The organism is Entomomonas moraniae (assembly GCF_003991975.1).
In the GTDB taxonomy this organism is placed as follows: Bacteria; Pseudomonadota; Gammaproteobacteria; order Pseudomonadales; family Pseudomonadaceae; genus Entomomonas; species Entomomonas moraniae.
Genome location: NZ_CP029822.1, coordinates 1,800,468 through 1,815,377, shown reverse-complemented (window position 1 = coordinate 1,815,377; position 14,910 = coordinate 1,800,468). Strand labels below are relative to the sequence as shown.

Annotated in this window: 15 protein-coding genes; 6 read left to right on the top strand and 9 right to left on the bottom strand. The window is 37.6% G+C overall.

Features of this window, described 5'->3' with window-relative positions; genetic code table 11:
- The first annotated feature begins 13 nt into the window (after nucleotides 1-13).
- Nucleotides 14-1,360, top strand: coding sequence for an acetyl-CoA carboxylase biotin carboxylase subunit (gene accC, locus DM558_RS08645; protein ID WP_127163512.1), 1,347 nt, complete (start codon nucleotides 14-16; stop codon nucleotides 1,358-1,360).
- Between the two features lie 87 nt (nucleotides 1,361-1,447).
- Here accC and DM558_RS08640 read toward each other — a convergent pair whose 3' ends face one another.
- Entirely contained in the window at nucleotides 1,448-1,714 is a 267-nt protein-coding gene (locus tag DM558_RS08640) for a hypothetical protein (RefSeq protein ID WP_127163510.1), read from the bottom strand.
- Between the two features lie 224 nt (nucleotides 1,715-1,938).
- On the opposite strand from DM558_RS08640, the gene prmA reads away from it, so the two are divergent.
- Nucleotides 1,939-2,814 carry a 50S ribosomal protein L11 methyltransferase gene (prmA, locus tag DM558_RS08635; RefSeq protein WP_127163508.1) on the top strand — a complete coding sequence of 292 codons (876 nt, stop codon included), beginning with the start codon at nucleotides 1,939-1,941 and terminating at the stop codon, nucleotides 2,812-2,814.
- Between the two features lie 75 nt (nucleotides 2,815-2,889).
- Nucleotides 2,890-3,252 carry an ATP-dependent Clp protease adapter ClpS gene (gene clpS, locus DM558_RS08630; RefSeq protein ID WP_127163506.1) on the top strand — a complete coding sequence of 121 codons (363 nt, stop codon included), beginning with the start codon at nucleotides 2,890-2,892 and terminating at the stop codon, nucleotides 3,250-3,252.
- Between the two features lie 11 nt (nucleotides 3,253-3,263).
- Here the strand turns inward: clpS and DM558_RS08625 are convergent, their stop codons facing one another.
- The gene (locus tag DM558_RS08625; protein WP_127163504.1) at nucleotides 3,264-3,758 is read right to left on the bottom strand and encodes a pilin; all 495 of its coding nucleotides are present in this window, start codon (nucleotides 3,756-3,758) and stop codon (nucleotides 3,264-3,266) included.
- A 290-nt stretch (nucleotides 3,759-4,048) separates the two neighbouring features.
- On the opposite strand from DM558_RS08625, the gene DM558_RS08620 reads away from it, so the two are divergent.
- From DM558_RS08620 to DM558_RS08610, 3 genes are read left to right on the top strand one after another with little or no spacing between them, the layout of a single operon-like run.
- Complete coding sequence (locus DM558_RS08620; RefSeq protein WP_127163502.1) at nucleotides 4,049-5,395, top strand: hypothetical protein; 1,347 nt, start codon at nucleotides 4,049-4,051, stop codon at nucleotides 5,393-5,395.
- 7 nt (nucleotides 5,396-5,402) lie between these two features.
- Nucleotides 5,403-5,930, top strand: coding sequence for a GTP-binding protein (locus DM558_RS08615; RefSeq protein WP_127163500.1), 528 nt, complete (start codon nucleotides 5,403-5,405; stop codon nucleotides 5,928-5,930).
- A 5-nt stretch (nucleotides 5,931-5,935) separates the two neighbouring features.
- Nucleotides 5,936-6,346 (top strand): roadblock/LC7 domain-containing protein, encoded by a 411-nt coding sequence (locus DM558_RS08610; RefSeq protein ID WP_127163498.1) that lies wholly within the window; start codon nucleotides 5,936-5,938, stop codon nucleotides 6,344-6,346.
- Nucleotides 6,347-6,372: 26 nt separating this feature from the next.
- Here the strand turns inward: DM558_RS08610 and DM558_RS08605 are convergent, their stop codons facing one another.
- The 7 genes from DM558_RS08605 to DM558_RS08575 form a co-directional block, all read right to left on the bottom strand.
- Nucleotides 6,373-7,944: a hypothetical protein gene (locus DM558_RS08605; protein WP_127163496.1), complete on the bottom strand. Its 1,572-nt coding sequence runs from the start codon at nucleotides 7,942-7,944 to the stop codon at nucleotides 6,373-6,375.
- 86 nt (nucleotides 7,945-8,030) lie between these two features.
- Entirely contained in the window at nucleotides 8,031-8,768 is a 738-nt protein-coding gene (locus tag DM558_RS08600) for a spermidine synthase (RefSeq protein WP_127164849.1), read from the bottom strand.
- Between the two features lie 148 nt (nucleotides 8,769-8,916).
- Nucleotides 8,917-10,545, bottom strand: a complete 1,629-nt coding sequence (locus tag DM558_RS08595; RefSeq protein ID WP_164731428.1) for a BatD family protein — start codon at nucleotides 10,543-10,545, stop codon at nucleotides 8,917-8,919.
- Nucleotide 10,546: 1 nt separating this feature from the next.
- The gene (locus DM558_RS08590) at nucleotides 10,547-12,472 is read right to left on the bottom strand and encodes a VWA domain-containing protein (protein ID WP_127163492.1); all 1,926 of its coding nucleotides are present in this window, start codon (nucleotides 12,470-12,472) and stop codon (nucleotides 10,547-10,549) included.
- The gene (locus DM558_RS08585; protein ID WP_127163490.1) at nucleotides 12,469-13,464 is read right to left on the bottom strand and encodes a VWA domain-containing protein; all 996 of its coding nucleotides are present in this window, start codon (nucleotides 13,462-13,464) and stop codon (nucleotides 12,469-12,471) included. Before DM558_RS08585 ends, DM558_RS08590 begins: the two co-directional genes overlap by 4 nt.
- Nucleotides 13,457-13,954 (bottom strand): DUF4381 domain-containing protein, encoded by a 498-nt coding sequence (locus DM558_RS08580; protein WP_127163488.1) that lies wholly within the window; start codon nucleotides 13,952-13,954, stop codon nucleotides 13,457-13,459. Before DM558_RS08580 ends, DM558_RS08585 begins: the two co-directional genes overlap by 8 nt.
- A gap of 11 nt (nucleotides 13,955-13,965) precedes the next feature.
- A complete protein-coding gene (locus tag DM558_RS08575) occupies nucleotides 13,966-14,904 on the bottom strand; it encodes a DUF58 domain-containing protein (protein ID WP_127163486.1) in 939 nt (312 codons plus the stop codon).
- Nucleotides 14,905-14,910 lie beyond the last annotated feature (6 nt).

The window sequence follows — 14,910 nt, the reverse complement described above, 5'->3', positions numbered from 1 at the left end:
AAGGGGACTAGCCATGCTAGAGAAAGTATTAATCGCTAATCGCGGTGAAATCGCTTTACGTATTTTACGTGCATGTAAAGAGTTAGGCATTAAAACAGTTGCTGTTTATTCAAAAGCAGATAGCGAGCTTATGCATTTAAGTCTTGCTGATGAGTCTGTTTGCATTGGGCCTGCTCCTGCGGCTAAGTCATATTTGCATATTCCTGCAATTATTGCGGCGGCAGAGGTAACGGGTGCAACGGCTATTCATCCTGGGTATGGTTTTTTAGCTGAAAATGCTGATTTTGCTGAGCAAGTTGAAAACTCAGGTTTTACTTTTGTTGGCCCTACGGCAGATGTTATTCGTTTAATGGGTGATAAAGTATCTGCTAAGCATGCGATGAAAAAAGCGGGTGTCCCTACTGTACCTGGCTCTGATGGCCCTTTGCCTGAAGATGAAGCAGAAGCTTTAAAAATTGCCCGAGAAGTAGGTTACCCTGTTATTATTAAAGCAGCAGGTGGTGGCGGCGGCCGTGGTATGCGTGTTGTACATAAAGAGGAAGACTTAATTAAGTCAGCCCGTTTAACGCGTACAGAGGCTGAAGCTGCATTCGGTAACCCTGTAGTATATTTAGAAAAATTTCTTGTTAATCCACGCCATGTTGAAGTACAGATACTATCTGATGGACAAGGCAATGCCATTCATTTAGGTGATCGTGACTGTTCATTACAACGCCGTCATCAAAAAGTGATTGAAGAGGCCCCAGCTCCTTATATTAATGAAAAGGCCCGTCATGAAGTACAGGCACGTTGTGTTCAGGCCTGTATTGATATTGGCTATCGTGGTGCGGGTACGTTTGAATTTTTATACGAAGATGGTAATTTCTATTTTATTGAAATGAATACTCGTGTTCAAGTTGAGCATCCTGTTACTGAGGCTGTAACGGGGATTGATATCGTAAAAGAAATGTTACGTATTGCGGGTGGCGAGAAGTTATCGATTAAGCAAAAAGATATTGTCATTCGTGGTCATGCTATTGAGTGTCGTATCAATGCAGAGGATCCTGATACCTTTATGCCTTCTCCTGGTTTGGTGCGTTATTTCCATGCCCCAGGCGGTAATGGCATTCGTGTTGACTCTCATTTATATGATGGTTATCGCGTACCTGCAAATTATGATTCGCTCATTGGTAAATTGATTACTTATGGGGCCGATCGTGATGAAGCTCTGGCGCGCATGCGTAATGCATTGGATGAATTAGTGATTGATGGCATTAAAAGTAATGCGCCTTTACATAAAACATTGGTTTGTGACCCAGGATTCTGTCGAGGTGGCGTTAATATTCATTACTTAGAGCATAAGTTAAGCTCAAAAAAATGATAGTTTGATACGTTATTGCTAAGCCCCACAAATTTAATCATTAGGTTTGCGGGGTTTTTTATGATGCATATTCCATAGATTAGAATTTCAGTGCTTCATAGTCTGCCCTAATTTTTGTATAAGCTGATATATTGGTGAGGAATAGAATTTTTTACCATTCTTAAAATATACAGCGAGGATAGCGTCCTCCGTTGATTTATCTTTAACTTCAATATTTTCCACTTCAGATATTTTAATGCCGAGTAGTGATTTTATAAAGCCTGCTCCTATCATATAAAACCTTTTTCTGGAGAAGCTTCCTTTACCTGTACCGTAGTTCCCTGCAGTTAGTGTGATATAATCAATACTTATCATGTTAGTGCATCTAAAAGTTTGTTGGATAACTTAATGAATTTATCATAGTATTAGAAAAGATTTAGAGTTTACTGGAAAGAATAGACGTTTTTTATTTAGGTTTATTTTATAATAGAAATTAATCTATAGCCCTCTTTAAGTCGGCTATAAAAATTAAATAATGAGTTTCTATTTTTTATTAAGTATGGCTTAAATACTTTTTGAAAATTTATTTAGGATGGTTTATGGCTTGGTTACAATTAAAGATAGCAATTACACCTGAGCAAGCAGCAAACTATGAAGATATTTTATTAGGTTGTGGTGCTGTGTCTGTGACTTTTATGGATGCTGAGGATCAACCTATTTTTGAGCCTGAGTTGGGAACAACACCGTTATGGAAAAATACTCATTTATTAGCATTGTTTGAAGGGGATACTTCTGCTGATCAGCTATTATTTTCTCTTGTTCAGACATTGGGCGAGTTACCTGAATATGAGTTAGAGATACTGTCTGACCAAGACTGGGAGCGCAGTTGGATGGATAGCTTTAAGCCGCTTTGTTTTGGTAAGCGGCTTTGGATTGTACCAAGTTGGTGTGATGCCCCCGATCCTAACGCAGTTAATTTACTATTAGACCCCGGTCTTGCTTTTGGAACAGGTACACATCCAACAACTGCACTTTGCTTGGAGTGGCTGGATCAGTATATGCCAGAGGGAATTGATGTGATTGATTTTGGCTGTGGTTCAGGGATTTTAGCCATTGCCTCATTACTGTTAGGTGCTAACAAGGTTGTGGCGACCGACATTGATAAGCAAGCCTTGGAAGCAACAATAGAGAATGCTAAACGCAACCATATACCTGCAAAGAGTTTAGAAACTTATTTGCCTGAAAAAATGCCGGATGTTACTGCTGATATTGTTTTAGCCAATATTTTAGCTGGGCCGCTTGTGACACTATCGCCTCAGTTAGCTATGTTAACACGATCAAATGGCTGGATTTGTTTATCAGGTATTTTAGAAGAGCAGGCAATTGAGGTTTGTAATGCTTATGAAGCTTATTTTAATTTATCCCGTGTTGTTGTAAAAGAGGGATGGGTTCGTATAACGGGGCAACGTAAATAGTTGCATATTGACCTTGTGAGTGAATGCTTTTAGTATAATAAAGCGAATTAATCCTTTTTATAATTAGTTATCAAAATGGTAAGTGACCGATCAATGGAACAGATTTTTTGTCAGAGTAATGATGAATGGGAGCGTGAGGCTGATTATAATGTGTTTACTCAGTACATTGAGCCTGAGTTAAAGCGGCCCTCTATGTATAAAGTCATTATTTTAAATGATGATTATACCCCAATGGATTTTGTAGTTGATGTTTTAGAGACTTTTTTTGCTATGGACAATGAAAAAGCAACCCGTGTTATGTTGCAAGTTCATACAGAGGGAAAGGGATTATGCGGTATTTATACAAAAGATATTGCTGAAACAAAGGCTATGCAGGTTAATGAGTATTCAAGAAATAATGAGCATCCTTTGCTTTGTGAAGTAGAACGTCAAGAATAGTTGCTTTTCGATTATTTATTGATTTGTGTGTTTTTTGGCATATCTGTTGAGCAATTTTTGGGTAAATAAATAGAATGAATATTCGAGTAACAATTCCAAGCCGTGTTGGTTGTTAGTTGTGTATTAAATGTTTTGCCTAGCACCATGACTTTATTAGTAAATGTTCCGTTTAATGATTTGAGAGACAATGCAATATAGCAGGTATTGCCTTTTGCATCTGCTAGGAAGTTGATCTTTTCAGTAATATCTAGTTCTGTAATAACGGATATAATGTCTTGGTTGGCGGGGCAAGCGTTGTTTTCTTTATAAAATTGGTCCACTTTATTGGTATATTCTTGTCCCATTAAGTAGACATCCATAGCTAACCCTTTTGTTGTATAGTAGCTTGTCGCTAGAAACATTAAAAAAGGAAGGCCCAATAGAAAAAGTGTCATTGCACTGATGACTTTTACAACGACAATATGCTGTTTTTTTGGTGTTGTTTGTTGTTTTTCTATATTGCTCATGTTTCAACTACATTATTTGAATAAGAAGTGAATTATTCTACTTAGCCATTTTATATAAAATATAAGTTTTTAGCTATTAATAAGTGCTATTTGGCATCAAATGCTGAAAAAGATCTTGAAGTTCACTATTTTTTAAGGAATTAGATCATTAGAGATGTTAGAATAACACCATTGGAGTGAGTAAACTTTATTTAGTTTAAGTCAAGGCACTTTATCTTTTCTCTCATAAGGATTGGGTGTTTTATAGTTTTATTAAAAATTGATAAGGTATAAACAGGATACGTTTGTTAATGGCCATTGAAAATAATTTTATTCATTACACTACTATTTATCTTAGCCGCCGTGAAGAAATTCTTATTCATTCTATTATTGCGTTGTATAGCTCAAATGATGGTTTTAAGTGGATTAATAATGGTAGCAATGCACGCGTTGTTATGGTAGGTAGTGATGTAAAAAAATCGAGTGATCCCAGCGTTGATCCTTTTGCCACAATCACAAAAGAGCAAGTTGTTTGCGTATTAGGGGATATGTTTTATCCTAAAAATGCACGTGCTTTGGTGCGTATTGATTTGCCTATTAGGGCATTACAGTTAGTTGATCGACTCTCTGAGATTGAAAGAAATTACATTCAAACAGAGTTTTCATTAAATTATGTAGCAGCTAGCCATTTGGCTAAACCTAATGGTTCAAAGCAACAAATCATGCCGGAAGAAGCTTCCTCTATTAATCCTTTATTAAATCGAGATGGAATGATTGATTTTGTTACAACTAAGCCAACAGCGTTAGCCGAAGAAAATAAGCGAGATGATCAAAAGAATGATGAAGGTGTCATAACCCATCTTGAACTATTTAAAACGCTTGATTTAGAACTTGAAGCTAATAAATTAGAAGCAAAAAAAGAGGCTAAACCTTTTTCATTAGAGCTGGTGGAAAGTCTTGAACAAGAGCAAGTTTATGCTAAAAAAGTTGTAAATTTGAAGCTTAATCCTACTGTCGAACGAAGTGACCCTTTAAGTAACAAAATATCTACTTTTTCACCTATTTCTGATTCAGTTAATCTAAAAGAGGAAATCCGTTTAGCTCCACCAACACTAACGGATGTGGTGTCTGAAATGCCAGAGGTTATGGTTAATAAAATAGTAGATGATTCACAACTTAATAATAAGTCCGTTAAAGATAAAGACGTTAATCTTATAGATGAGAAAGATAGTCTTATCAATAGCCCCTCTGATGATGATCTCTCTAAAGATAATGCTCTTCAAATGGTTAGGCAAAATATGGTAGAGGATTTAATAGAAAATTTGCCAATTCAAGCAGAGGATAAAAGTCCTCGTATAAAATTATTACGTTGGCCAAAGGCTGACCTTATCCAACAGCATCCCGGCAATGCCATTTTAGCTTCGATGGTCATTAATATGCCAATGTCTGTAAGTGATATGGCAAAGCAATCCGATTTACCAGTATCCGTCTGTCAGCGTTTTTTTGATGCGGTAGTCTCTGTTAATGTTGCTGAATATGTTGATCAAATAGTTTCAAATAGTGAAGACGTGAGCGATCAACCAATAAACACTAATACGTCAAAACGAAAAGGGATTTTGTATAGGATACGTGCAGCATTGGGGCTCGTAAGGAAGTAATCCCTTTATGATTGAATATAAGTTTATTATTACTGGTACAGTTGGTGCAGGTAAAACAACGCTGATTTCGTCTATCAGTGAAATTCCCCCTATTTCCACAGATGTAAAAAATACAGACAAGTCTTTTGATAAAGAGTTAACGACAGTTGCATTTGATTATGGCCAGATTACTATTAGTGAAACAGAACGTTTGCGTCTTTATGGAACCCCGGGGCAAGAGCGTTTTTCTTTTATGTGGCGTACTCTGGCTCAAGGGGCAATGGGCGTTATTATTTTAATTGATCATACACGGCCTAATCCTCTTGCTGATTTAAAAATTTATTTAGATAATTTTGCTGATCTGATAAAGGCAACTGGAAGCGTTGTTTGCGTCGGTAGAATGAAACCGAATGAGTCCCCATCGTTAGATGATTTCGCTGATGTGGCAGCTTCTTATAATGTGATATGTCCAATTATTGGTGTGGATGTACGAAAAAAGGAAGAAGTATTGAATGTGTTAGATATTTTACTAACACAATTGGAGACTAAGGATTAACAATAATGTCAGATGATAGTATTTCAGATATAGTACAAAATATCTCAGAAGAGCTACTTAGTTTATTACTAACTAATGTAAAAAGTGTTAATGCTGCGATTATTTCAACAGCGGATGGGTTTGAAGTGTCTTCGAAATATACTTACCAAGCCAATATCAATAAGCTCTCTGCGCTATCTAGCTCGTTATCTGCAATTGGTAGCATGGCAACACTAGAAGCCGAAATGGGTAAACAATATCGACATGTGATGATTGAAAGTGACGGTGGCTTTTTGATAGTCATGGATATTCCTTATGTACACTATCCAATGATTCTTTGTGTTGTAGCTTCTGATCAGGCACTATTAGCACGTGTTATTCAACAAGCCAAAAATGTGTCGATGACACTGGTAGATCAATTACCAAAAGATCTGTAAGCTATCCCCCTAAAGGGGGATAGATCTTATTTAAAGAGAACAGGATAAGTATATATTGCTTTATTACCTTGTTTTAGCAAATTAATTTCAAGTGAATTAGGAACTTCACCGTCGAAGTTAATTTGTGCTTTAACTTGATTGTTGTTAAGCCCATTAATGATATTGGATTCACTAGGCGTTAACCATGCCGATGTGGTGGGTTGAATCATTTGCACTGTAGCATTTCTAGCACTATTGATTAGGTTAATGTCAAAATAAACGTTTTCTTTATTTTGCCAGCTAATAAGGAATGTTTTTGATTTATTTATAGGCGTTATGCTAATGCTGAAGTCATTCTTTGCAGAGGATACTGTTTGCTCTTTTTTATTATTAATGGGTAATGTTAGTGTTTCTAATTGATAAGGTGTAAAACTGACATCTGCCGAAATTGCTTTTATAGTAGCGACTCGCTCATTCGCTGTAGTCGGGTTGAGAATAGGTTTATAAGTCGCTACATTAATTGTTTTATTATCAGCAGCTGTATTTAAGTCTAAACTAGGTGCAGGTAATAATTTTAGCTCAGTTTGTTGTTCAACTTTTGCATTTTCTACTTTGTATTGCCCTAGATTATTAGTAGCGCCTACACTATTTGTTATTAATAACATCAGTTGTTTTGGCGCATTGGGCATATTGAGCACAAATAGCTCACCTTTGCTAGGTTTTAGTGCACTTTCTTGTTGTTGCTGCTGTCCCCACATTACTTTATCAAATCCCTTAATAGGAAATGATTGTAAGTAACGTGAGTCATTGTTATTGATTTCTTTAATCAGCTGGTGCTGACTATTATTAGACCAGCGTGCAGGTCCCATTAACAAGAGTGTTCGCATGCTTTGATTAACAGAGCCTGCAATTTGCGTATCTTTCACCAAAGCCATTTTTTCAATCCAACCTGTCATTTTATTGATAATTGCTTTTCCATAAAGCTTATTAGCTTGTTCTGTGGAAAGTAATGTAATGAACAGTTTGTTATCAGTGATCTCATCGACTTGGACTGTGACTTTATTTAAGCCCATAAAATGGTCAAGTACAATCTGTTGTTGCTTCGCCAGTGGAATGGCGGCAGGAATAAAAGGCGGTGCAATAATAAATTGTAGGTATTGATATTCTTGTTTTATTGCCACGGTTGCTTCAATGCCTTGTTGTAACGCTGTATCTTGTATAGAGATCGTCTGCGGTTGGTTACTACCTAAATTAAATTGGTATAACATTCCTTTGTTTAAAATAGTTTGTATGCTGGTAGAAGGGTAGGCCGCTAACCCTCTTACTTGTAACTCAGTATAATCTGCTAATACATTGAGTTTAATTTCTTTATCATGATAGCTTTGTACTTGATAATTGGCTAAAAGAGAAATACCTATAGTATCTTTAGTTGACCAATCCACATGATTATTTTGAGTGAGCATGCTGTAGCCTTGAATCCAATATTTTTTATTAATTCCTTCTTTTGCTTGGACTACGAGCTGATTTTTTTGTACGCCTTGTGGCGTTGATTGATTATCACATCCAATGATTAGGGTGCCTACAACAAGCAATGTGATAGCAAATCTCAATATGTCCATATAATTTAATCTCTTTGTCGTGAAGTAAGTAATGGCGTTATCATAGCGAATCAGCTTAAATAAATCATTAAGTAATCCTGTGTTTATTATGGTTGGTTGGGTCTTATTACATCAAACAGAGGTTGTAATGAATAGCCAAGCTGTGGGGCTAAAGAGGTAATCTTTTGTCCTAGTGTGTTTAGATCAAGTTGTTGCTGTTTATTTTGAGGTACAAATAAAACAACATTGCCAGAGGGGACTAAGCATTCCCAATAGTGTTTTTTAAAGCGTACTTTTAAAGTAGGATGATCTTTTGGGGTCCCATCGTGCAGAGCCCACTGATTTATAATGAGCCAGCCGTTAGGTGTAAGTTTTTGTTGGCATAGCCCTAAAAAGTCCCATTCAGAATGTCCAGCGGAAGGACCATCATCAGTGTATAAGTCAAGAAATATTAAGTCTGTAGGCGCTTGCTCTTCTAAGCATTTTAATGCATCATTTTGTATAATGGTTAGTTTAGGATTTGTAGGAAATGCTAAATATTGTTGGGCTAGCTCGATGACTGCGGCACGTAATTCGACAGCTGTTGCCTGTTTTAGAGGTAAGTACTTTAAGCATGCCGTAGTTAATGTACCCGCCCCAAGCCCTAAAAAAAGAGCTGTTTTAGGTTCAGCATGCATCAGTGCTCCCATGAGCATAGCTCTGGTATAATCATATTCTAACCAACTAGGGTCAGGCATGAAAACACAGCTTTGTTCAAATTGTAGACCAAACTCAAGAAAGCGATAGTTGCCCATTTCAAAAATACGTACAATACCGTACTTATCTTGTTGTTCTGCAATGACCATTATACGACTCTTTTTTAAAAATAAGCGCTTTATTGTGCTATAAAAGCTGCGTAAATACCAACTAAATGTACGCGCACTATTATCGAGTAGTTGTTTATTAGGTTTCATGTTTTATAAAATTAATCCCAGACTAGCTGGGATTAATCCTTTATTTAGGATATAGAGGGGGAATGATTGATTCGCTAGATTGAGTCTGTTCTTTAGGCGGTAATGTTTGTATAGCTTGCCATAGTTTATCACCTTTCCAAGTGCTGGATGCTTCACTGTAAAGCACTTTGTTAAGCTCCTCAATGGCCTCTGCTAGAGGAGTATAGCGAATCATAATATCCGTAAGGTTTTCTGGTTGTTGTTTTGCCCAATTATCCAGAGCAGTTCGTGCCTGTTGAGGGTCATTTTCTTGGCAGGCCCGTTTTATATCATCAAGTAATGTTTTAGGGTTAATAATGGGCTGCTCTTGCTTTATTATGGCGGGTTGTTGACGTGAATAAAGCCATAAACCGAGGAAAATAAAGGTTGTAACTGCAAAGAAAGCACTGAGAGATTGCCATACCCATAAGTAAGGGCTTTCAACCTTTCTAATAATATTGGGGATTGTTGGTAACGTGTTTGTATTACTAGAGGCCTTATTGCTGTTACTATTATGTAGTGCAGGGTTGGTAGCAACATCAAGCGTTTTTGCGGGTAAAGTGGCGTATTCTAGTTTATTCGTCTGTGTATTCCACCATGGGATCTTAACTTCTGGAATAGTAATTTTCCCAGCTTGTGTAGGAATAAGAACATGTTGTTGGATAACCGTTCCAATAGGAAGTAATTGTGACCAGTTATCATGTAACTGAGGGTTTTCAGGATAGCTGCGGATCCCTGTAATAGATGCAATAGAAAGAGTACCAATTTGTTTACTGGTAAGCCCAGTGGCAGTTATTGTGATAGTACGTGATATTGAGTCACCTTCTAATAAGTTGTCAGATGGGTTACTCCATTGCTCAGATAATGTTACATCCTTTGCGGGTAAAAAAGGCATATTAGCAGGATAGTTAGCAGGTCTTGGCTTAACTTCAAGGGTGAGCTCATTAGATGTCACAGTTTTATTTTGTAAGCTATTTTTGTCTCTAATAGTTGCGGTTAATGCATAAGATGGGATGTGAATACTGCCACTTTTTAATGCAGATAATGCGTATTTTTGTTCTATAACCTCGTATTGAATGCCGTTAATTTGTTTTTCGTAGTTTTGTTCGGTTAAGAACTGGAAGTTTAAATCAGGTATTGTTGGTTTGATCAGCTGGTTAACTTTATAAATTTTAGGGGCATCAATATAAACACGTAATGTGAAGATTTGTTGCTGTTGGATATAAACTGATTTTTGTTCTAAAGCGGTTTCGATTTTTAAAATATCTTGACCATTAACGGAGAGATTTTGTGGTGTATCGATAAATTTAATCGTAATAGGTTTTGTTTGTTCGTTCCCAACATTAAGTGGGGGAATAACGATACTACTTGTCGTTGTTTTGGGAGATAAAGCCATGATCCAACTTCTTGAACGGCTGATTTGTCCGTTGATATTAACAGTTTGTGTGGATGAGTTCATGCCTACCACATCAAATAGGTTTTTGAATGGTTCAATATCGGGTGATTCCGAGTTAGTGTCTGTTGTAATGGTTAATGTAATCGTTTCACCTGGAACAATTTCTGTTTTATCAACACGGGCTGTTACTTCGGCTAAAGCCGTGGGGATAATCATACCGAATAAGCATAAGCTTGCTAATAAACGCTTAATCATCTTAATAATCACCTTTGTTATAACGTTGTTCAAAATAGAATTTTCTTCGTAAAAGCTCAGAGGGATCTTCTGATTCTGGTAATCGCCGTTTGAACTCATCATCTATTGCTTGGTTTTCAGGGATGCTATCGCTTACCGTATCCCCTTTGGAATTTTCTTGAGGCTCTTTTGAGTCTTGCTTTTGTTCTGGTGAAGAGGTGTTGCTCTGTTGCTGATCTGTTGGCTCTGTAAGCTCACCAGAAGATGGATCTTTTGTTGGCATAACATTGCTATTTTCACCAGCTCCACCTGATGATTTTGGTTTGCCTTGTTCATTCTCATTATTATTCTGTGAGTTTGATGGACTAGCGCCATTATTTTGTTGCTGGTTGTTATTACTAGCTTGTGAGCTATTATTTTGTTGGGCTGCGTCTTTCGAATCACTATTTTGTTGATCATTATTTTGTGATGACGAACCATCGTTTTGTTGTTGGTTCTCTTGAGCATTCTTTTCCTGTTGGTTTTGATCTTGTTGTTGGTTATTTTGATCACTATTTTGCTGTTGCGCTTGTTTTTTTAATAAATCTTCAACAATTTTTTTATTAACAATGGCTTGTTCAAAGTCAGGTTTATTTTTAATGGCTTTATCCCATGCAGTAATTGCTTCTTGGTATTTACCTTGACGAGCAAGAGCATTGCCATAGTTATAAATGCCTTCAGGAGTTTTAGCGTTGATAAATGCTTTTTCAGCTTTTTGGTAATCTTTTGCCTCATAAGCTGCATAGCTTTGCCATCGCTTATCTTTAAACATGGCCATGGCTTCTTTAGGTTTATTTTCTTTAAGTAGTTTTTGACCTTGCTGATCTTTATTTAGCCATAACTGATTCCATTCAAAAGCTTGGGCTGTTTGTGGTTGAAAGGTAAACGCTAGCAGCGGAATACAAAAAAGCCATCCTTTACGTCCTGCAAATGCAGCAATGAGCAGGATGGGTAATACTAGCCAATAGCTTTGGTCTTCCCAAAAACTTGTTAGCCTCATGTCTTGCTCATTAACCAGACGCTTGTCACCAGTGGGGTTTGATAAGTGTAGCGCATCAATATCTGCATTGTTTAGTGTCATTGTGCTGTAATAACCCCCTTCGCTGTAAGCAAAAGCTTGTAAGCTATCACTGTCTAACTTGGGATTGATAATGTTACCCGATGAGTCTTTTAAAAAGACACCATTGATTAAGATGGGGGCTCCTTGTGCGGTACCTACACCTAGTATATCTAAGTTAATTGATTTGCCCGCCAGTAGTTTACGGATATTTTCTTTTTCTTGTTCGTTAAGCCCTGTTGTTACCAATAAGATTTCTGCTTTTTTCGTCTTATTATTCTGGCGTGTATTATCGATTAAGTTAATGGCCTTTGCTATGCCTGCTTCTGCATTTTCTCCTGATTTAGGCATAATGGTAGGGGAGAGTACTTTAATTAAATTATCCAGTGTCTCTTTATCATCTGATAGAGGGGCAACCACATGTGCTGACCCTGCATAAGCGATGATTGCTGTTTGTGCATCTTTGCGTGCACTGATAATGTCTAAGAGTTTACGCCTTACACTTTCCAAACGGCTAGGTGCAATATCTTTTGAGAGCATACGAGGTGTCATATCAACCACAATAGCCAACGGGGCATCTAACTTTAATGGAGGTTGTTTAATATGTTTCCAGCTGGGCCCCAGTAGTGCTAGTATGGCAAAAAGGCTTGCCAGTGTAATTAGTAGTTTAGGAATAATGGACTCTTTCGCTTTTGAGCCTCGCAGGAGCCAAGGCTGAAATAAAGTGGGAATAATAGCTTGCCATGATCCTTTATGGGCGTTGAGCTTCCATAGTTTCCATAACAAATACACGATAATTGGTAATAATATTATAAATAAAGGGCGTTGCCATTGTGGCCAAAGGGATATCATTGTGGCCTCCAATTTTTTATATTAGGAAATAAATGATTAATGACTAATAGAATGCAGAGTAATACGGCTAAAGATAATGGCCAAGGATAATACTCTTTAATAAAGCGAGTCTCATTGGCATCTTGTTTTACAGGTTCAAGTTGGTCTAATGCTTTGGAAATTTTGGCTAAATCGTCTTCTGAGCGGGCACGAAAATATTTACCTCCCGTTTCTTGAGCAATCTTTTTTAAGATTTCTTCATCTAAATCATCCGAGGCGCGGTATACACTAAAAACATCGCGGATGAGTTTGTCCGAACCAATACCAATGGTATAGACTTTAACTTTAGCTTCTTTGGCTAATTGCATGGCCTCCTCAGGCGTTGTCTTTCCTGTATTATTAGAGCCATCAGTGAATAAAACTAGAACTCGAGATTTTTCATCTTGGTTATAGAGCTGTTTAACACCAAGGGCAATGCCATCACCAATAGCCGTTTGCTCTCCAGCAATGCCAATAAATGATTCATCTAGCCAAGTTCTAACCGTTTTGCGGTCAAAAGTGAGTGGCGACTGTAAGTATGCTTTAGTACCAAAGAAAATAAGACCAACACGATCACCAATACGGTTTTCAATAAAAGGGCCAAATAGTGTTTTAATTAGTTCTAAACGATCAATTGGCTTATTGTTGATGGTCATATCAGTTGCATGCATAGAACCTGATGTATCAACAGCCATTAATAGGTCTCGGCCTGTTGGTTCAACAGGTAAAGGTTCGCCAATCCATTGTGGACGTGCAGCACTTAATAGCAAAGCACACCAAATAATAAAAGGTACAATCAGTTTATGTTTAGGAAAATTGGTTGAGTAGGCAGTTTTACCAGAAATAGCTTCAAGCTCGGATAAAAACGTTACATTGAGTGCCGTTGTATCCCGCTTTGCGGCGGGCAATAGCCATCTAAGTAATAAAGGTAATGGTAGAAGAAAGAATATCCCGGGCCAAGCAAAATCAAACATGATGGGTAATCCACGTTTCTATAGAAGAGTAAAGGTTATCAATGGTTTGGTTATCCATGCAGTAGTTTGCTTGGTAAGCATTGTCTACTAGCATTGGGAATTGTTTTATATGTGCTTGAGGGCACTTACTGTCTAAAAAGTTTAACCAAGGCTGTCCTGTAAGAGTTTGAATTTTTTCGTTAGCGTAATGGGTAATACAGAGCCTCTTTAATAGTGCATTGATTTGTTGTAACCATTCCTCTGTTGGTTTTTGATAAGGTTTTTCAAATGATTTAAGTTCTTTTAATGCTGCTTGTCTTCTCACGTCAATATCAATGACAGGAGGCTTTGGCTGTTGTCGGAGAAATTTATGGCGAAATAGGTAAATCAGCAGAATGGTGAAAACAGTCAGTAAAATAGCAATTCCTATCCACCAAATGGGAGCAAGTGGCCACCAACTCACAGGCGGTGGAGCAATTAAAGGTTCTAAGGGGAGTTTCTGCGGGTCCATTATTTTCACTCCTAATAGTGCATGCCTAATAATGGTCTTATTTGTTCAATGACAGATTGTGCTGTATTGATGGGAAGTAGCTGTGCAGTGATCTTTTTTGCTAATGCTTGCCACATCAGTTGACGTTCTTGAGCACGTGCTTCATAAGCCATGCGTAATCGATGGTTATTGGTATCAATAATGAGTTCACGATCGCCTTGTGCAAAACGTAATAATCCTGCTCTGGGGAGTTCTCGATCAATGAGATCATAGACAGGCAACAATACAATATCTAAATGAATAGATAGATGCTTAAGTGTTTGTTGGCAAGCTTCATCAAGATTACGTTCATCAATAATAATAAATAATAAACTACCAGGACGAAGGGCTTCTTTCACTTGTTTTAAAGCAGTTAGTAAACTGCTAGTAGATGAGCTTTGTGTATTTGTTGTCAGGTCGGTATTCATTTGTTCAATGTAGTGCAGCAGTTGTAACAAGCTACGTTTACTTAAACGTGGGCGTATTAAGCGCTGATTTTGCTCATTAAAGACTAAGCCACCAATTCGATCGTTATTATCCAGCGCTGCCCATCCCAGCAAACTAGCAAGTTGGGCACTGACGACAGACTTTAAGCTGTGTTGTGTACCCAAGAAAAGAGGCTTGGATTGTTCTAATAAAATAAAAACAGGGCGCTCTTTTTCTTCATGGAAAATTTTGGTATGTGCTTGTTGGCTACGTGCCGTCACGCGCCAATCGATGCTGCGAATATCATCACCTGGTAAATAGAGACGAACTTGATCGAAATCGATTCCTCTGCCTCGTAATTTCGAGTGGTGTGAACCAACAAGAGGGCTGCGTCGATTATTGGCGGCGAATAAGCTTAGCCCTTTTAATTGGTAACGTATATCCAGTAGCTCTTGCAAGCTAACATGGATGTGTTGCTCGTTGATCGTATGCAATGAATGTGGCATGTTTTT